This is a genomic window from Desulfotomaculum defluvii, from assembly GCF_054657375.1.
Window position 1 is genome coordinate 232,171 of sequence record NZ_BAAHYV010000001.1, and the last position, 18,936, is coordinate 251,106.

The following is an 18,936-nucleotide window of genomic DNA, read 5'->3' on the forward strand; positions in this document are numbered from 1 at the left end:
CTTATTTTTCTAATATCAGGTCGAAAGGATCATCTGCATCATTGGAAAGAATGTTATAGTCTCTACCTCTATCGGGGAGCAATATGTCACTATCTTCTTCCTTTGGCTGCATCTTTTCTTCAAAGACATCAATGTTGCGATATCTCGACATGCCGGTTCCAGCCGGTACCAGTTTACCAATGATAACGTTCTCTTTCAGACCAAGCAGTGGATCCATCTTGCCTTTAATAGCTGCTTCAGTTAAGACCCGAGTGGTTTCTTGGAAAGAGGCTGCTGACAAGAAAGAATCTGTAGCTAAGGAGGCCTTAGTGATTCCCAATAATACAGGTTTAGCTACAGCAGGTTCTCCACCCTTTTCTATGGCCTTACGATTTTCCTCTTCAAATTCAAAAATATCGATTAGCCCACCGGGTAGTAAATCCGTATCCCCTGCTTCTTCTATCTTGACTTTCCTTAACATTTGGCGAATCATAACTTCAATATGTTTGTCGTTAATTTCTACACCCTGCAGTCTGTAAACCCTCTGTACTTCTTGCAGCAGGTAAATTTGAACACCTGCAGGTCCTTTGATCTTTAACAGGTCGTGTGGATTGACGGAGCCCTCTGTTAATTCATCGCCAGCATCTATACGCTGCCCCTCCTTTACTTTCAATCTGGCTCCAAAGGGAACAGCATAAACATTCTTTTCACCGTTGTCCTTGGTGATCTCAATTTCTCTTCTGCCTTTTACTTCTCTAATGGCTATGATGCCATCTTCCTCTGCCACAATGGCTTGACCTTTCGGTCGACGTGCTTCAAATAGTTCCTCAACCCTCGGCAAACCCTGGGTAATATCATCACCAGCTACACCACCAGTGTGGAAGGTACGCATTGTCAGCTGTGTACCAGGTTCACCAATGGACTGGGCAGCAATAATGCCCACTGCTTCACCGATATCAATTTTACCACCAGTTGCCAGGTTCTTACCATAACAGTGTTTACATACACCGTAGCGAGTTTTGCAGGTAATAACTGATCTGATTTTGAGCTTTTCGAAGCCCGCTTCTTCAACGGCCAGTGCCTGTTCAGCGGTAAGTACCCGATGATTATCCACATCTTCTTGGGAAATTATCACTTCACCTGTTTCGGGATGTACTACCATTTCCATAGGCACCCGACCTTCCAGGCGCTCATGCAGCTTTTCAATACCTTCGGTACCGTCTCTAATTTCTCTTACTTCAATCCCCTCGGTTGTACCGCAATCATCTTCACGCACAATAACATCCTGAGCCACGTCCACCAAGCGTCTGGTTAAGTAGCCTGAGTCCGCTGTACGCAGGGCTGTATCCGCGAGACCTTTCCGGGCACCGTGGGTGGAAATAAAATACTCTAATACGGTTAAGCCTTCACGGAAGTTCGCCTTAATGGGCAAGTCAATAATTCGACCTGATGGATCTGCCATTAACCCGCGCATGCCGGCCAGCTGACGAATCTGCTGAATATTACCCCGGGCACCAGAGGTTGCCATCATATATACGTTGTTAAATTTATCTAGGGTATTCATCAAGGCCTTGGTTACTTGGTCAGTGGCATCGTTCCAAATTCCAATTACTTTACGATAGCGTTCATCTTCGGTAATTAGACCCCGACGGAATTGCATTTCTATTTTGTTTACCTGTTCTTCCGACTTGGCCAAGATATTCTTTTTCTCTTCAGGAATGGTAATATCTGCCACACCAATAGTAATACCAGCCCTAGTTGAGTATTTATAGCCTAACTCTTTGATACCGTCTAGAAGTTCTGCGGTGTGTGCATTGCCTAGGAGACGATAACAATCTGCAACAATCTTACTAAGTGTCTTTTTATCACAGACTTTATTGATGTAACCCAACTCTTCGGGTATAACCTCATTAAAAATAATCCTACCAACAGTAGTTTGTAATCTTTCCCCATTCTGGCGACGCACAGTTATTTTGGCCTGTAAGGATACCTGTTTATTGTCATAGGCCAAGATGGCCTCCTGTTCATCCTTAAAGACCATACCCTCACCTAAATCACCGTCTCTGTCCATGGTTAGGTAATAGGAACCTAAAACCATGTCCTGGGTTGGGCTGGCCACTGGCTTACCATCTTTCGGGTTCAAGATGTTGTTAGCAGCCAACATTAGGAGTCTGGCTTCAGCTTGGGCCTCAGCAGATAGAGGTACGTGTACAGCCATTTGGTCACCGTCAAAGTCAGCATTGTAGGCAGTACATACCATAGGGTGAATCTTGATGGCACGACCTTCTACAAGTACTGGTTCGAAGGCTTGAATGCCTAAACGGTGCAGGGTTGGTGCACGGTTGAGCATAACTGGGTGTTCTTTAATAACCTCTTCTAGTACATCCCAAACTTCAGGACGCACCCGTTCAACCATACGTTTGGCACTCTTAATATTATGGGCATGACCATCGTTAACAAGTTTTTTCATTACAAAGGGTTTAAAGAGCTCCAGGGCCATCTCTTTGGGTAAACCACATTGGTGCATCTTTAAGCGAGGCCCTACCACGATAACTGAACGACCGGAGTAGTCAACCCTTTTACCCAGCAGGTTCTGTCTGAAACGTCCTTGCTTACCCTTTAACATGTCTGAAAGGGATTTCAGGGGACGGTTGCCTGGTCCTGTAACAGGACGGCCGCGGCGACCGTTATCAATAAGGGCATCAACAGCTTCCTGCAGCATTCTCTTTTCGTTGCGAACAATAATATCTGGTGCACCTAGATCCAGTAATCGCTTCAGACGGTTATTGCGGTTAATTACCCGACGGTAAAGATCATTTAAATCTGAAGTTGCAAACCGTCCCCCATCCAACTGTACCATGGGTCTTAATTCCGGGGGAATAACTGGTACTACATCCATGATCATCCATTCAGGACGATTACCGGACTTTTTAAAGGCCTCTACAACTTCCAGTCGGCGTATGGCACGTATTTTGCGCTGACCTGATACTTCCTTCAGTTCCTGACGCAGTTCCCGGGCCAATTCTTCTAGGTTTATTTCCTCCAACAGGATTTTTATAGCTTCTGCCCCCATGCCTGCTTTGAAGGTGTTGGCAAACTTATCTCTGTATTCCCGATATTCAGTTTCTGTAAGCAGCTGTTTTTTCAACAGCGGTGTATCACCAGGTTCAATCACAATATAAGAAACAAAATACAAGACCTTTTCCAGCGCCCTGGGCGACATATCTAGCAACAAACCCATGCGACTGGGAATACCTTTGAAGTACCAAATGTGTGAAACCGGAGCAGCCAGTTCAATGTGTCCTAGCCTTTCACGTCGTACCTTAGAACGGGTTACTTCAACGCCACAGCGGTCGCAGACTACTCCTTTATAGCGAACACGCTTGTACTTTCCACAGTGACATTCCCAATCTCGAGTGGGACCAAAAATTCTTTCACAGAACAACCCATCTCTTTCCGGCTTTAATGTCCGATAGTTAATGGTTTCTGGTTTTTTTACCTCTCCACTGGACCACTGACGAATTTTATCTGGTGAGGCAAGACCAATACGTATGCTATCAAAGTTATTTAGTTCTAACAAAGGACCTACTCCCCCTTATAGCGGATTTGGTTGCAATGGTTTACATACCGCTCGTTTTAGTCCTCGTCATCCAAACTGAAGTCGTCTTCAGCTTCTTCCAGGAAAGTTTCATCGAAATCATCAGAATCCTCTTCGACTTCCTCTCCATCATCAACATTCTCTTTGGAAGAGCTCACCCGTCTTTCTTCGGGTAGTTCAATCCCCAGTTCTTTTGCGGTTTCTGTTATATCCTCTTCAATTTCCTTAATTTCAATTTCCTCTTCATCTTCGGAAAGCACCTTCACATCCAAGCCAAGGGATTGCAATTCCTTAATTAAAACTTTAAAGGACTCGGGAACACCTGGTTCTGGTACGTTCTCACCCTTCACAATGGCTTCATAGGTCTTGACCCGACCCACTACGTCATCTGACTTGACGGTAAGGATTTCTTGCAGAGTATAGGCTGCACCATAAGCTTCCAATGCCCACACTTCCATCTCACCGAAACGTTGTCCCCCAAACTGGGCTTTACCACCCAAGGGCTGTTGGGTAACCAAGGAGTAGGGACCTGTGGACCGGGCGTGAATTTTATCGTCCACTAAGTGGTGCAGTTTTATCATATAGATGTACCCTACTGTAACTCTGTTGTCAAAGGGTTCACCTGTTCTCCCATCATAGAGAACGGTTTTTCCGTCCTCGGGTAAACCAGAACGTTTTAGTGATTCCCAAATAGATTCCTCAGAAGCTCCGTTAAATACTGGGGTTGCCACATTAAACCCTAAAGTTCTAGCAGCCCAACCCAGGTGGGTTTCTAAAACCTGGCCAATGTTCATACGAGATGGCACACCAAGGGGATTTAACACTATTTGCACTGGGGTACCGTCTTCCATAAAGGGCATATCCTCTTCTGGTAAGATACGTGCTACGACCCCTTTGTTACCATGGCGTCCAGCCATTTTATCCCCTTCGGAAATCTTTCTCTTCTGGGCTATATAGACACGAACTAAATGATTTACTCCTGGTGGCAGTTCATCACCATTCTCACGGGAAAATACCTTGACATCAACAATCTTTCCAGCTTCTCCGTGAGGTACTCTGAGGGAGGTATCCCTAACCTCTCTAGCCTTTTCACCAAAAATAGCCCTAAGTAAACGCTCCTCAGCAGTCAGCTCTGTTTCACCTTTAGGTGTTACCTTGCCCACTAAGATATCACCAGGCCTAACCTCGGCCCCGACCCGAATGATACCCCTTTCGTCAAGGTCCTTTAAGATATCTTCCCCTACGTTTGGGATATCCCGGGTAATTTCTTCTGGCCCCAGTTTCGTATCCCTGGCATCACATTCATATTCTTCTATATGGATTGATGTAAAGAAATCTTCTTTTACTGCCTTTTCACTAATCAGAATAGCATCCTCATAGTTGTTACCTTCCCAGGTCATAAAGGCGACTAAAATATTTCTGCCCAATGCTAATTCGCCTTTTTCAGTGGCAGGACCGTCGGCAAGTATCTGTCCAGCTTCCACTCTTTCGCCTTTATTAACGATTGGCTTTTGGTTGATACAAGTACCTTGGTTAGAACGCGTAAACTTCAAAAGTTTATAAGTATCATTTATTCCTTCATCAGTCCGAACTACAACATCGTTTGCGGTGACTCTTACAATTTCGCCACCTCTTTCAGCAACTACACATACCCCGGAGTCCTTAGCAGCCCTGTGTTCGATACCAGTGCCTACCACTGGTGCTTGGCATCTCAGCAAGGGAACAGCCTGGCGTTGCATGTTTGCACCCATCAAAGCACGGTTAGCATCATCATGCTCTAGAAAGGGAATTAAAGAAGTAGCAACAGAAAACACCTGTTTAGGTGATACGTCCATAAAATCTATGCGATCCGTTGGTACCAGGATAGTATCATGACCCTTACGAGCATTTGCCCTCTCTTCGACAAAATAACCATTTTCGTCTAGGGGCGCGTTAGCCTGGGCTATGATATGGCCTTCTTCTTCATCTGCTGTTAAGTAAACTATTTCATCGGTAACGCGTTTGTTCTCCTTATCTACTTTACGGTAGGGTGCTTCCATGAACCCAAAACTATTTATTCTGGCATAAGTAGACAAAGATCCTATCAAGCCGATGTTTGGACCTTCTGGGGTCTCAATGGGACACATACGGCCATAGTGTGAATGGTGAACGTCACGCACTTCAAATCCTGCACGTTCCCTAGATAACCCCCCGGGGCCTAATGCTGATAGACGCCTCTTATGGGTTAGCTCAGCCAACGGGTTGGTTTGATCCATAAATTGAGACAGCTGACTGGAACCAAAGAACTCTTTAATGGAGGCTACAACCGGACGAATATTAATTAGGACTTGCGGTGTAATTACATCAACATCTTGAATGGTCATTCTTTCCCGCACAACCCGCTCCATACGGGACAAACCAATCCTGAATTGGTTTTGTAATAACTCCCCTACGGAACGTAACCGACGATTGCCTAAGTGGTCAATATCGTCAACAATCCCTTCACCCTTCATTAAGCCTAGAAGGTAACGGAAGGTGGCGATGATATCTTCCTTGGTTAATTCACGGATAAATGTCCGATCCACCGGAACTTCCTTGCTTAATAGGCGATCCCATTCCTTGGGGCCATCCTCTCCATTGGGATAACGATACAGAATACCATGCTTTAATTTCTTTTGCAGTTTGTAACGTCCGACATGGGCAAGGTCATATCGTTTAGGGTCAAAGAATAATGTATTTAATAGAGATCTTGCACTTTCTACGGTGGGTGGCTCTCCTGGTCTTAAACGTTTATAAATCTCAACTAGAGCCTCTTCTTCTGTGTCAGTATTGTCACGGGTTAAGGTCTCTTGTACAAATTTGTCATTTTCAAACAGTTCCATTATTAATGCATTGGAACCATAGCCTAAAGCACGAATCAAAACTGTTGCTGGAATCTTACGGGTGCGATCAATACGAACGAAAATATGATCATTGACATCTGTTTCAAACTCTAACCACGCTCCGCGGTTAGGAATCATAGTGGAAGTAAATAACCTTTTGCCGCTGGGGTCAATTTGATCAGCAAAGTACACCCCTGGAGAACGTACCAATTGGCTTACTATAACACGCTCCGCACCGTTAATAATAAAGGTACCCTTGGTAGTCATTAAAGGAAAATCCCCCATAAAGACTTCCTGTTCTTTAACTTCCCCAGTTTCCTTATTAATTAGGCGGACCTTTACTCTTAATGGGGCAGCAAAGGTTACATCGCGTTCCTTGCATTCTTCCACTAAGTATTTTGGTTCCCCCAGAGTGTAGTCCAAGAATTCCAGAATAAGATTTCCCGTAAAATCTTGAATGGGAGAGATGTCATGAAAAACTTCCCTTAGACCTTCCTGGAGAAACCATTCGTAAGAATTTCTCTGTACTTCGATAAGGTTGGGTAAATCCAGCACTTCTTGAAGCTTGCCGTAGTTCCACCTCACCCTGTTTCCTACTTTTTCCGGGTAAGCCATCGAACGCATCACACCCCTTAAATATTTAGCATAAACATAATGTAGCTATATAAAAACTTTGACTTTATTATCAAAGTGTTTAGAAAAACTTGGCCGACGTCATACCCTAATGGGCACGTATTTCACCTACCCTTTAGGGTATAGCGTCTGTTTTTGTTTGCCATTGGAAATCAGAAATTTGTTCGCTCTCCGATATAAAAACTACAGACAACGAAAAGCAAGGTCTTGCTTTTTTAACAATACCTCGCCTATGCATTATGATCCCTATCTATTTTATTTTGGCCCTTTATGCAGAAAAATATGCACAGTTTTTGCCACCTAATCTAAAAATTATAGAAGTAAACCATAGAATGACATTTTGTAATGTTAGCACAGGTAATTGTATTTGTCAAGTCGTTATTTATTTCATGTTGTCGCTTAATTAAATTTTATCTAGAAATAATCTTTTCCTTCAGCCTTCAGCTTTGCCTTGTGCCATGAGCCATTTGGTATTAAGCTTTTAGCTTTTAGCCTTTAGCCTTTAGTTTTTAGCTATCCTTCCTGCTAATGGCTATTAGCTAAAGACAAAAACACTGCCGGTAATGGCAGTGTTTTTGCATTCCTATTAGAAAGAGAATTTATAATATAATTATTTAACGTCAACAGCTGCGCCAGCTTCAACCAATTTAGCTTTGATAGCTTCAGCTTCTTCTTTGGCGATTTTCTCTTTAACAGGCTTTGGAGCACCATCAACCAATTCTTTAGCTTCTTTTAGGCCAAGACCAGTGATTTCGCGAACAACTTTAATAACGTTGATCTTCTTGTCACCAGCACTGGTCAGAATTACATCAAATTCTGTTTGCTCTTCTTCAGCAGCAGCACCACCAGCTGCAGGAGCAGCAGCAACAGCTACAGGAGCAGCAGCAGATACACCAAACTCTTCTTCAAAAGCTTTAACTAATTCAGCCAGTTCCAAAACGGTTAGGCCTTTTACAATTTCTAATACTTCAGCTACTTTAGACATAATAATAAGTAACCTCCTCAAGGTTTTAAAATATTTTTAAGCTACAATTATCTTAAGATACCTGACCTTCTTTTTGTTGACGCACCTGATCCAATACATAAACCAGATTACGCAGATTGGCGGCCAATACGCTTGCAAAGCCGTACATAGGTGCTTGCATACCACCCAACACTTTGGCCAGCAAAACTTCTCTGGATGGTAGGTCAGCCAATGCTTTAACACCATTAGCATCAATTACTTTTCCTTCCAGAATACCAGCTTTAATCTCAACCCCTTGCTTGATTTCCTTGGCAAAATCACTAAGAATTTTAGCTGGAGCTACAGGGTCTTCGATTCCAAAGGCAAACACGGTGGGGCCTTCAAGATAAGGATCTAGTCCTTCAATGCCAGCTTCTTTAGCCGCAATACCAGCAATAGTATTTTTAGCTACTTTCATTTCACTACCAGCATTACGCAGGCGAGCACGTAGATCAGTAATTTTAGCTACTGGCACGCCACTAAAATCTGCCAAGATAGTTACCTGAGAGTTGGACATTTTTTCTTTAACCTGTTCTAACATCACTGCTTTTTGAGCTTTTGTACTCGGCAAGAGATACACCCCCTTCCGATTGATTTATTGAAAAACAAATGCGGGGATTTGGCATAGACACACACCGAAATCCCCGCAATACTTTATAAGTTTGCAGACAAGAACCCGGTCTCGGTTGGCGACATGTTTCATTAAGTCCCTAAGGACACCAACTGTCTACGACTGGAAAACCTTTTCAGTTGTAGGTACCGGGTATGTTACTAAAGTTTATTCGGGTTAATTCTAACGCCAGGTCCCATGGTTGAAGAAACTGTAATTGTTTTCATGTACTGACCCTTTGCAGAAGCCGGTTTAATACGCACTAAGGTATCGGCCAAGGTTTTAAAGTTTTCAACCAACTTTTGAGCATCAAAGGATGCTTTACCAATTGGCGCATGAATGATACCAATTTTATCAGTACGATAGGTAATCTTACCACCCTTGGCATCTTTAACAGCGTCACCCACTTCAAAGGTAACAGTACCAGTTTTGGGGTTAGGCATCAAGCCACGGGGACCCAATATACGTCCCAGACGACCAACAGTACCCATCATATCAGGAGTGGCAATAGCCACATCAAACCCAAGCCATCCGCCTTGGATTTTTTCCAATAAATCTTCAGCACCAACAAAATCTGCACCAGCTGCTTCAGCCTCTTTAGCCTTATCACCCTTAGCAAAAACCAATACTGTTTTAGTTTTACCAGTACCATGGGGTAAAACTACAGCACCCCTTAGTTGCTGGTCAGCGTGACGGGGGTCAACACCCAGGCGAAAAGCAACTTCTACAGTTTCATCAAACTTTGCCTTGGCAGTCTTTTTAACCAATTCAATGGCTTCAAGGGGCTCGTAAAGAGTATTTTTATCAAACTCTTTTTTAAGATCTTGAAGTCTTTTGCCTTCTTTCGGCATGAAAATTACCTCCTTTGTGGTACTAGCGGACTACATCCTCCCACCGGATGAAGTTATCCTTCTACAATTTCAATGCCCATACTACGGGCAGTTCCTTCTACCATACGCATAGCAGCTTCTACACTGGCAGCGTTTAGATCAGGCATCTTTAATTCGGCAATTTCTCTAACCTTAGAACGGTCAAGCTTGCCCACTTTCTTTTTGTTAGGTTCACCAGAAGCGGTCTCAATACCTAAAGCCTTCTTCAGCAATACTGCCGCAGGAGGAGTTTTAGTAATAAAGGTAAAGGACCGGTCTTCATATACAGTAATTTCAACCGGGATAATCAAGCCTGCCTGAGCAGCAGTTACTTCGTTATATTGTTTAACAAACCCCATAATATTAACCCCATGTTGACCTAAAGCAGGTCCTACCGGGGGTGCTGGGGTAGCTTTACCGGCCGGAATTTGCAATTTAATAATGGCAGCTACCTTTTTAGCCATTTCCAGTCCACCTCCTTACAACCTATTTCTTATTCTAATTTCTCAATCTGTGTAAAATCGAGTTCGATGGGAGTTTCACGTCCAAACATGGATACCATAACTTTAACTTTACCCTTGTCGGGGTAAATCTCTTCTATCACACCAACAAAATTCTCAAAGGGACCATCGGTTACCTTGACGTTTTCGCCAAGGCTTAAATCTATCTTGGCCTTTGGTTCCTCCATGCCCATCTGTTTAATGATAGCCTTAGCTTCATCCTCATTTAAAGGAATGGGTTTGGAACCACTGCCAACAAAGCCAGTAACACCAGGAGTGTTGCGAACAACATACCAGGAGTCATCGGTCATAATCATTTCTACCAGCACATAGCCTGGGAATACCTTTTTCTTCGAGAGTTTTTTCTTGCCATTTTTAATTTCAACTTCATCTTCCATGGGTACTAGAATACGAAAGATCTTGTCTTCCATATTCATTGATTCTATTCGCCTCTCCAAGTTAGCCTTAACCTTATTCTCATACCCGGAGTAAGTATGCACAACATACCACTGTTTACTCATTAACAGAAGGAACCCCTTTCCTCTGGGGTTCCCCACCCCCTCGCTTGACATTTAGGATATTATGGCCGAAACGCCTAAGCTGAGAAGCGAATCCAGCACCCAAATAACCACGGCAACCACAGCCACAGAAGCAAGTACTACACCAGTATACGTTATAACTTCCTTACGGGTGGGCCAGTGTACCTTTTTAAGTTCATTCTGAACCCCACGCAAATATTTGCTTACGCTGCCAGCCCGATCCGAAACTGAAGGCTTTTGTGCCTTAGACGGCTCTTTTTTTGCCACAGACTTTGCAGTATCCTTCGGGACCGCATCCTTTTTATTCTCAGCCCCGCTGGCTTCTTTGGTTGCCGTTGTTTCCTTGGCAGCGCTTGCCTTTTTATGATCCTTCTTTTGCACAGCCATCGAAAAACGCCACATCCTTAGTTTTTTGTTTTCACCAGTAGCGCCTTGAATAAAACCCCATTATGTAATGCGGTAATACAACTCTTGGGGCTAAAGTTGGCTCTAACTACTTGGTTTCTTTGTGTACGGTGTGTGTGTTACACCACTTGCAATATTTCTTCAGTTCAATCCGGTTAGGATCGTTCTTTTTATTCTTGTCAGTGGTGTAGTTGCGCCGTTTACATTCGGTGCAAGCCAGAGTTACGCCTACTCGCACTGTTGCCACCTCCCTAAAACGAAAAAAGACTTGGACCGATATTGTCTAGTATTATCTAGTAATATACGTGTCTAGTAATATACCTTAACAAATTTAACATAAGTGTTGTTGGATGTCAATAGTTATCCCGTGGCAATAAGCCACATTAGTATTCTGTCTCACTTGCTGGATTTATATACCACTTTGTCATTAGCCTTTAGCTTTTAGCTTTTAGTTGATAGCTGTTAGTATAGCATACTTAATGGCCATGGGCTTGGATGGGCCGCCCTCTGGTCGCCCGTTCCCCAGTTGCTCCATAGTTTTAAAATAGCCCAATCGTTCGACGGTCCAGGCACTTGCTCGCTTGTAAGGTCATTTTAGTTTGAAGTACTTTGCTACGGTAAGAGCCAGGCACCTGGGTTGTCTAAGGCCATCAAGATGACTTAAAAATCTTTTAGCTAACAGCCAATAGCTAAGAGCTAATGGCTAAAGCGGGGGAGTAGGATAACCCACTCCCCTTTAAAAGCTTTTTGTATTAACTTCTAATACCAGTTACAACGCCAGCACCTACGGTACGACCGCCCTCGCGGATAGCGAAGCGCAGACCTTCTTCAATGGCGATGGGTGTAATCAGATCTACATCTACTTTAATGTTGTCACCAGGCATTACCATTTCTACACCTTCGGGCAGTTGTACGATACCGGTAACGTCAGTGGTGCGGAAGTAAAACTGAGGACGATAGCCGTTGAAGAAAGGAGTATGACGGCCGCCTTCTTCTTTGGTCAGTACGTATACTTCAGCACTGTATTTGGTGTGGGGGTTAATGCTGCCGGGTTTAGCTAATACTTGACCACGCTCAATTTCCTTACGATCTACACCACGCAGCAGAGCACCAATGTTGTCTCCAGCCTGAGCAAAGTCCAGCAGCTTGCGGAACATTTCTACACCAGTTACAACAGTCTTACGAGGTTTCTCGTTCAGACCTACGATTTCAACTTCGTCTTGTACTTTTACTTGACCACGCTCTACACGACCGGTAGCAACGGTACCGCGACCAGTAATGGAGAACACGTCTTCTACGGGCATCAAGAACGGCTTATCTACAGCACGCTCAGGAGTAGGAATGTAAGCATCTACATTGTCCATTAACTCCCATACCTTGCCACACCATTCGCATTCACGCTTACCACAGCCACATTCCAGTGCTTTCAGACCGGAACCTGCTACAATGGGGGTGTCATCGCCAGGGAATTCATAGGAGCTCAGCAGTTCGCGAACTTCCATATCTACCAGTTCGAGCAGTTCAGCATCATCAACCATGTCGGCTTTGTTCAAGAATACTACGATGTAAGGAACACCAACCTGACGGGAGAGCAGAATGTGCTCACGGGTTTGGGGCATTGGGCCGTCAGCAGCGGATACAACCAAAATAGCTCCGTCCATTTGAGCAGCACCAGTGATCATATTTTTAACATAGTCAGCGTGACCAGGGCAGTCAACGTGTGCGTAGTGACGATTTGCAGTTTCATATTCTACGTGTGCAGTGTTAATAGTAATACCGCGTTCACGTTCTTCAGGAGCGTTATCAATTTCATCGTAACGTTTTACAGCAGCACCACCGGAAGTAGACAGTACCACGGTGATAGCAGCAGTCAGAGTGGTTTTACCATGGTCAACGTGACCAATGGTTCCGATGTTTACGTGGGGTTTAGTACGTTCATATTTTGCCTTAGCCATGCTTAAATTCTCCTCCTCCATTGTTCGGGATTTAGCAGAGATTCTTCCATCTCTAAAGTTATTTCCAAAATTATGCTCTTTTTATACCTTTCATATATATAACCCTATGTAAGCCATTTGCTATTTTCGATAATAATCGCAAAAATCCTTCTTTTTCTTATTAGAAAAAACTTAGCCAGCAATGCGACAGCGGGGACGGTTCTCGCTGTCGCATTGCTGGCTAAGTTTGCGCTTGAGTTGCATAATTTTGCGACAGGGAGAACCGTCCCCGCTGTCGCAAAATCAAAATAAAGAAGCCAGTCCATAGGACTGGCTTCTCTTGGTAGCGGTGACTGGATTTGAACCAGTGACACCACGGGTATGAACCGTGTGCTCTGACCATCTGAGCTACACCGCCATATTCTTTTGGAGCTGCTAACCGGGATTGAACCGGTGACCTTATCCTTACCAAGGATACGCTCTACCTACTGAGCTATAGCAGCATGTTGGTTGCGGGAGGAGGACTTGAACCTCCGACCTTCGGGTTATGAGCCCGACGAGCTACCAACTGCTCTATCCCGCGTCAGCATTAAACAGTTTACCACAATTAAATCACATACACAAGACTCAATTAGTAGGTATATGGTGGAGGGAGAAGGATTCGAACCTTCGAAGTCGTCTGACGGCAGATTTACAGTCTGCTCCCTTTGGCCGCTCGGGAACCCCTCCAAATTTTTAACTGGAGCCGACGATGGGACTCGAACCCGCAACCTGCTGATTACAAGTCAGCTGCTCTACCAATTGAGCTACGCCGGCACCGAACATTGATTATGATAACAGATGTACTTGGACATGTCAACACTTTATGAGATGTAATCGTTGGAAATATTAGATGTTTTTAACTATATTTTTTTTGGATTAAATAAAGGTATATTGGATATCGTGTAGAATTTTATCAACATTAGATAGATCAGTTAACTAGTTAAAGATCACGTTTCTCCAGATACCTCTCGAGTTTGCGTTTAACCCTTTGGAGTGCGTTATCGATAGACTTAACATGACGATTTAAATCCTCAGCAATCTCTTGGTAGGACTTCCCCTCGAGATATGACATGAGTACTTTCCACTCAAGAGAACTTAATATTTCTCCCATTTTCTCTTCAATGTCGTCGAATTCTTCCCTGCTGATAATTAGTTCTTCAGGGTCGGTGATTTTAGATCCAGATATCACATCAAGAAGTGTACGATCTGAATCCTCATCGTAAATAGGTTTGTTTAGAGAAACATAAGAATTCAATGGGATATGTTTTTGTCTGGTGGCAGTCTTAATGGCGGTAATAATCTGCCTAGTAATACATAATTCTGCAAAGGCACGAAATGATGATAGCTTGTCCATTCTAAAATCACGGATTGCTTTATAAAGCCCGATCATGCCTTCCTGAATAATGTCTTCCCTATCTGCACCGATAAGGAAATATGAGCGAGCTTTTGCACGCACAAAGTTTTTATATTTGTTAATTAAGAACTCCAGCGCCGCGTCATCACCTTCACGCGCAAACTCAACGACATCTTCATCTACCATTATATGATATCCGCCGGAAGTTTCTCTTTGTGCATTATGATTCAAAACTATCGCCCCCGTCTTCTCATCTTAGGAAAGCACCAAAACAGAAAAAAGCAATCAGAAAAGCCCTGCAAAACGAAAACCTGGGGTCTGATTTACAAGTCCTCATAATTAGTTAGTTAGCCTTCTTTAGTTACATGACTAATTATAGCTTATCCTAAAAAGAATCGTCAAGGTAAAATAAATCCAATAGGCACGGACTTTAGTTCTTTCTACGACGCCATTTTTCCAACATTAACCTAATATCTGCCGGGAGCTTGTCTGCCAAATACCCCTCGGTAGGATTAACTTTGTTAAATTTCTCTTGCCTCTGTTTATTTACCTTTTTTACCTGACTTCTGAATTCCTTAGGTGTTACTCTATAGGCACCTCGGCCAAAAATAATTTTTTGCTCATCCCAATCAGAGGTAACTACATACACATTTCCTTGTTTACCTAGGTCACCCACGATTCTCTCGATTAATGAATCTGCAGTTTCCCCTTCCATGGTATAATACACCTCTATACCATGGACTATTTCGTGGTGCTCAACTCCACTCTTAACCAAATGAGCGGCAAAAACCACTGTAACTGAACTACCCTCATATCCGGCAAAATTAGCAAGTGAATTAATCAATTGGTCTCGGCAATGATCTAAGCCATTTTCAAGCATCTTCTCAAATTCCGGCCAGGCGTAAATAACGTTATATCCGTCCACCAGAGAAAATTCTCGCATGGACTAATCTACCCTCTCTGGCGTACCACCTCATATATAAGTAATGCGGCTGCCACAGATGCGTTTAGTGATCCAACACGACCAACCATCGGCAAACGAACTAATATATCGCATCGTTCCTTTATTAACCTGCCCAGCCCTTTGCCCTCTCCCCCGATAACTAAAAGCAGCGGCCCAGTTAGTTTTGTTTCCCAATATGTCTCCGACCCATCCATATCTGCCCCAACAACCCAAAGTCCTTCATCTTTTAACTGTCGGATTGTTCGATCTAGATTAGTAACCCTAGCCACTGGAACATATTCTACCGCACCTGCAGAGGCCTTTGCCACTGTAGCTGTCAAGGGTACGGATCTTCTCTGAGGTATAATAACCCCATGGGCCCCCGCCGCATCAGCAGTTCTAATAATAGCTCCAAGATTATGTGGGTCATTTATTTCGTCAAGCATAATGATAAAAGGATCTTCACCCTTAGCTCTGGCCATTGCTAATATTTCATCTAAATCTACATATTCCTTGGCCGCGGTATAAGCAACCACTCCCTGGTGTGGCACGCCTGAATTCATTTTGTCCAGATGTTCCCTATCCACCAGTTGTATGGGAACATTATTCTCTTTTGCTAATCTTACAATCTCTGCCAGAGGACCGTTGCCGGCTCCCTTTGTCATAACTATTTTATTAATGGGTCGCCCTGCACGTAGAGCCTCCCTTACTGGGTTCCTGCCGGCAATGATTTCACTCATGCTAACGCCTCCACTGTTTCTGGATATAAGCTTCTTATTCAATCATGCTCTTGAGCCAAAAGGTCACGGCTAGTCCACCTAATGCAGCAACCATCCCTAATATAAGTAGTATTTTCTTACGGGTTACTACACCAATAACACCTAAAATCATAGCAACGCCCCAAAGGGTAAGGATAATAAAAGGACTCTTCATTAAATTCACGCTCCCTATTAATCTACCCCATACCTTTTACGGATTTCTGTTCTCTTGCCACAACTTAGTTTCCCTTCTGGACATGGCCCGACAAGGCATTCAGGACCAGCATCTGCAAATAGTAGCGGTGCCACTTCCTTAACTAGGCTAAGCATTTCTTCTGCCAGTTTCCGGATCTCCCACTGTGCCCTTTGGCAACAGCGAAGATTAAAAAAGTGTCTCAGTTCTCGAGCATTCATGGTGACAAAAATCTTTGTCTCAGCAGCATTGGGTAACACGAATCGAGCGTCTTCATAGGCACCTCGGCCACCACCCAACTTTTGAACCCAGCCATCATACCACGTTTGAATTTGGGTCATCTGCTCTTCAAACTCTGTTACGGCCTCTGGTCCTAAGGCCAAAATAGTTTCTGGAACAACAAAATCGAAGGTTCCTTGATTGTTTAGCGATCTAGTTTCACCTACATACCGTTGCGATTGCACACTGAAGCTTGCAATTCTATGCCTCGTTATCTGGGCTAAAAGACTCCGGGAAACACCCTCAATGCCAAAGGTAAAGCTAACGTGTTCGATGGTGCTGTAATGACCCATTTCCATCAGTTTTTTTATAAAAGACCGTTGGTCTGTCTCAGATACATCCTCCACTAGACCATCAATATTAGACGGAGAATAGCACAATCTAGCCGCCATGGCCACAACCTTTTCTGGATTGGGGGTATGCTCCAACAAACGTACTTTTAATGATACTTTACCCACTTATCTTCTCTCCCAAAAGTGAATTCTTTGGTACGGCACTTATTCTTTATGAAAATGTTAGAAAAAAAGTATAACTGTTATATTTAATTTAGTTCAATGGCGTTTATGGCAAGGTTAATAACCTCAAGCATTCTATCAGTATTACCCTGCAGATAAAGGTAACCAATCAGAGCCTCTAGGGCAGTGGCATGCCGATATTCCATAATATCGGCATTTTTAGGCAGAGTAGCTGACTTAGCATTTCTACCCCTTCTGACCACTGCAATCTCCTCCTCGGTTAAGTTCCCCTCCAATGCGAATAGTGCCTTAGCTTGGGAACCTGCCCGTACATAGCGAACAGCTTTTTTGTGAAGTTGATTGACTTTCACTGCCCCCTGACTTAGCAAATACTGACGAACAGCCAGTTCATATACGCTATCCCCAATATAAGCCAAGGCCAGACTGGGTAGTTGTACCGGATTTATTTTTTGACATTCTAAACATAGTTCTTTAAACAAATTTACCCCTGCTTTTTCCATCTAACTCCCTGGGGAGTATCTTCAAGTACTATCCCTAGCTCCTTCAAGCCATCTCGGATTGCATCAGCTGTAGACCAATCTTTTTTGGTTCGTGCTTCTTGTCTTATTTTTATGATAAGCTGAACCAACCCTTCTGTTAAGGCATTGTCGTTATTGTTCACTTCAAGAATAAGTCTGCCTGTCAATTTATCTTCTTTTAATATACCCAATACACTATTAAATTCTTTGATTAAATTGTGTGCTTGATCTAAAAATCCTTTGGCTTCGGGTGTTACTTTCCCATTGAGTTTGCCTATGTAGATGTTAACCTCCTTTGCTAAATCAAAGAGAACTGAAATGGCTAAGGCAGTATTAAAATCATCATCCATGGCTTTCTCAAATTCCAGTTTAAGTGCCTGAATTTTTTCTGCAAAATCTTCTATAGGCGTTGTTGAATTGGTAGCTTCATCAACTGGAAGATCCATAACCTCATAAAGCAGACGTATGGCTGTTTTAATACGTTCTAAACCTTTGCCAGACATGACCAGCTTTTCATCGTCAAAATCCAAAGGACTGCGATAATGGGTAGAAAGAAGATACCATCTTACCACATCGGCAGGGAACTTATCTAATATTTCTCTAACCAAAAAGAAATTGCCCAAGGATTTAGACATCTTTTCCTGATTCACAGTAATAAACCCATTATGCATCCAATACCTGGCAAAGGGCTGCTGGGAAGCTGCTTCAGATTGAGCAATTTCGTTCTCATGGTGGGGAAAAATTAAATCAAAGCCCCCGCCGTGGATATCAAAGCCATTTCCCAGGTATTTTTCCGCCATGGCTGAGCATTCAATATGCCAGCCTGGGCGTCCCAGTCCCCAGGGACTATCCCAGCTGGGTTCACCTGGTTTGGCAGCCTTCCAAAGTGCAAAGTCCATAGGATCTTTCTTTCGCAGGTCCACTTCTACCCTAGCACCTGCCTGCATATCCTCCAAGCTTCGGCCGGATAATTTACCATAACCTTCAAAGCTCCGAACAGCAAAATAGACATCCCCATCTACACTATAGGCATGGCCTTGTTTTTCAATACGTTTAATTAGGTCAATGATTTCATTGATGTGTTCTGATACCTTTGGGTGTGTATTTGCTCGCAAAACATTTAAGGCATCGGCATCCACAAAAAATTCTCTCACATATTTCTCTGCTAAATCCAGTGGATTCATTTTCTCTTCATGGGCACGGTTAATAATTTTATCATCTACATCGGTAAAATTTTGCACATAATTAACGTTAAAGCCTTTATAAATAAAATATCTTCTAACCGTATCAAAGAATACCAGCGGACGAGCATTTCCAAGGTGAATAAAGTTATAGGTGGTCGGCCCACAAACATACATGCTAACTTGCCCCTTCTCCCTTGGGACAAATTCTTCCTTGGTCCGGGTCAGTGTATTATAAACTTGCATCCGATCCTTAGCTCC

At 43.4% G+C, this 18,936-nt stretch carries 17 protein-coding genes and 5 tRNA genes; all 22 read right to left on the bottom strand.

Annotated features, from left to right (window positions below):
* Nucleotide 1 precedes the first annotated feature (1 nt).
* Complete coding sequence (gene rpoC / locus ACYQ03_RS01150) at nt 2-3,559, bottom strand: DNA-directed RNA polymerase subunit beta' (RefSeq protein ID WP_459907034.1); 3,558 nt, start codon at nt 3,557-3,559, stop codon at nt 2-4.
* A 56-nt stretch (nt 3,560-3,615) separates the two neighbouring features.
* Complete coding sequence (gene rpoB / locus ACYQ03_RS01155) at nt 3,616-7,053, bottom strand: DNA-directed RNA polymerase subunit beta (protein ID WP_459907089.1); 3,438 nt, start codon at nt 7,051-7,053, stop codon at nt 3,616-3,618.
* A gap of 628 nt (nt 7,054-7,681) precedes the next feature.
* Nucleotides 7,682-8,056: a 50S ribosomal protein L7/L12 gene (rplL, locus tag ACYQ03_RS01160; protein WP_459907036.1), complete on the bottom strand. Its 375-nt coding sequence runs from the start codon at nt 8,054-8,056 to the stop codon at nt 7,682-7,684.
* A gap of 52 nt (nt 8,057-8,108) precedes the next feature.
* Nucleotides 8,109-8,645, bottom strand: a complete 537-nt coding sequence (gene rplJ, locus ACYQ03_RS01165; RefSeq protein ID WP_459907038.1) for a 50S ribosomal protein L10 — start codon at nt 8,643-8,645, stop codon at nt 8,109-8,111.
* A 200-nt stretch (nt 8,646-8,845) separates the two neighbouring features.
* Nucleotides 8,846-9,535 carry a 50S ribosomal protein L1 gene (gene rplA, locus ACYQ03_RS01170; RefSeq protein WP_459907040.1) on the bottom strand — a complete coding sequence of 230 codons (690 nt, stop codon included), beginning with the start codon at nt 9,533-9,535 and terminating at the stop codon, nt 8,846-8,848.
* Nucleotides 9,536-9,588: 53 nt separating this feature from the next.
* Nucleotides 9,589-10,017, bottom strand: coding sequence for a 50S ribosomal protein L11 (gene rplK / locus ACYQ03_RS01175; RefSeq protein ID WP_459907041.1), 429 nt, complete (start codon nt 10,015-10,017; stop codon nt 9,589-9,591).
* Nucleotides 10,018-10,046: 29 nt separating this feature from the next.
* A complete protein-coding gene (gene nusG / locus ACYQ03_RS01180; protein WP_459907043.1) occupies nt 10,047-10,574 on the bottom strand; it encodes a transcription termination/antitermination protein NusG in 528 nt (175 codons plus the stop codon).
* A 51-nt stretch (nt 10,575-10,625) separates the two neighbouring features.
* Entirely contained in the window at nt 10,626-10,979 is a 354-nt protein-coding gene (gene secE / locus ACYQ03_RS01185) for a preprotein translocase subunit SecE (protein WP_459907044.1), read from the bottom strand.
* A 106-nt stretch (nt 10,980-11,085) separates the two neighbouring features.
* Nucleotides 11,086-11,235, bottom strand: a complete 150-nt coding sequence (gene rpmG / locus ACYQ03_RS01190) for a 50S ribosomal protein L33 (RefSeq protein ID WP_459907045.1) — start codon at nt 11,233-11,235, stop codon at nt 11,086-11,088.
* Nucleotides 11,236-11,749: 514 nt separating this feature from the next.
* Entirely contained in the window at nt 11,750-12,952 is a 1,203-nt protein-coding gene (gene tuf, locus ACYQ03_RS01195; RefSeq protein ID WP_459907026.1) for an elongation factor Tu, read from the bottom strand.
* 320 nt (nt 12,953-13,272) lie between these two features.
* Nucleotides 13,273-13,349 (bottom strand) — tRNA-Met (locus ACYQ03_RS01200).
* A gap of 9 nt (nt 13,350-13,358) precedes the next feature.
* Nucleotides 13,359-13,434 (bottom strand) — tRNA-Thr (locus ACYQ03_RS01205).
* 4 nt (nt 13,435-13,438) lie between these two features.
* Nucleotides 13,439-13,514, bottom strand: a tRNA-Met gene (locus ACYQ03_RS01210).
* Nucleotides 13,515-13,574: 60 nt separating this feature from the next.
* Nucleotides 13,575-13,660: transfer RNA gene (locus ACYQ03_RS01215), tRNA-Tyr, on the bottom strand.
* An 11-nt stretch (nt 13,661-13,671) separates the two neighbouring features.
* Nucleotides 13,672-13,747, bottom strand: a tRNA-Thr gene (locus ACYQ03_RS01220).
* 166 nt (nt 13,748-13,913) lie between these two features.
* Nucleotides 13,914-14,558, bottom strand: a complete 645-nt coding sequence (gene sigH, locus ACYQ03_RS01225; protein WP_459907047.1) for an RNA polymerase sporulation sigma factor SigH — start codon at nt 14,556-14,558, stop codon at nt 13,914-13,916.
* A 199-nt stretch (nt 14,559-14,757) separates the two neighbouring features.
* Nucleotides 14,758-15,270, bottom strand: coding sequence for an NYN domain-containing protein (locus ACYQ03_RS01230; protein WP_459907049.1), 513 nt, complete (start codon nt 15,268-15,270; stop codon nt 14,758-14,760).
* Between the two features lie 8 nt (nt 15,271-15,278).
* Nucleotides 15,279-16,010: a 23S rRNA (guanosine(2251)-2'-O)-methyltransferase RlmB gene (gene rlmB, locus ACYQ03_RS01235; RefSeq protein ID WP_459907051.1), complete on the bottom strand. Its 732-nt coding sequence runs from the start codon at nt 16,008-16,010 to the stop codon at nt 15,279-15,281.
* 34 nt (nt 16,011-16,044) lie between these two features.
* The gene (locus tag ACYQ03_RS01240) at nt 16,045-16,203 is read right to left on the bottom strand and encodes a DNA repair protein (RefSeq protein WP_459907052.1); all 159 of its coding nucleotides are present in this window, start codon (nt 16,201-16,203) and stop codon (nt 16,045-16,047) included.
* A gap of 17 nt (nt 16,204-16,220) precedes the next feature.
* Nucleotides 16,221-16,958 (bottom strand): FAD-dependent thymidylate synthase, encoded by a 738-nt coding sequence (gene thyX, locus ACYQ03_RS01245; protein ID WP_459907054.1) that lies wholly within the window; start codon nt 16,956-16,958, stop codon nt 16,221-16,223.
* A gap of 83 nt (nt 16,959-17,041) precedes the next feature.
* A complete protein-coding gene (locus ACYQ03_RS01250) occupies nt 17,042-17,476 on the bottom strand; it encodes a Mini-ribonuclease 3 (RefSeq protein WP_459907056.1) in 435 nt (144 codons plus the stop codon).
* Nucleotides 17,458-18,921, bottom strand: a complete 1,464-nt coding sequence (gene cysS, locus ACYQ03_RS01255; protein ID WP_459907058.1) for a cysteine--tRNA ligase — start codon at nt 18,919-18,921, stop codon at nt 17,458-17,460. Before cysS ends, ACYQ03_RS01250 begins: the two co-directional genes overlap by 19 nt.
* Nucleotides 18,922-18,936 lie beyond the last annotated feature (15 nt).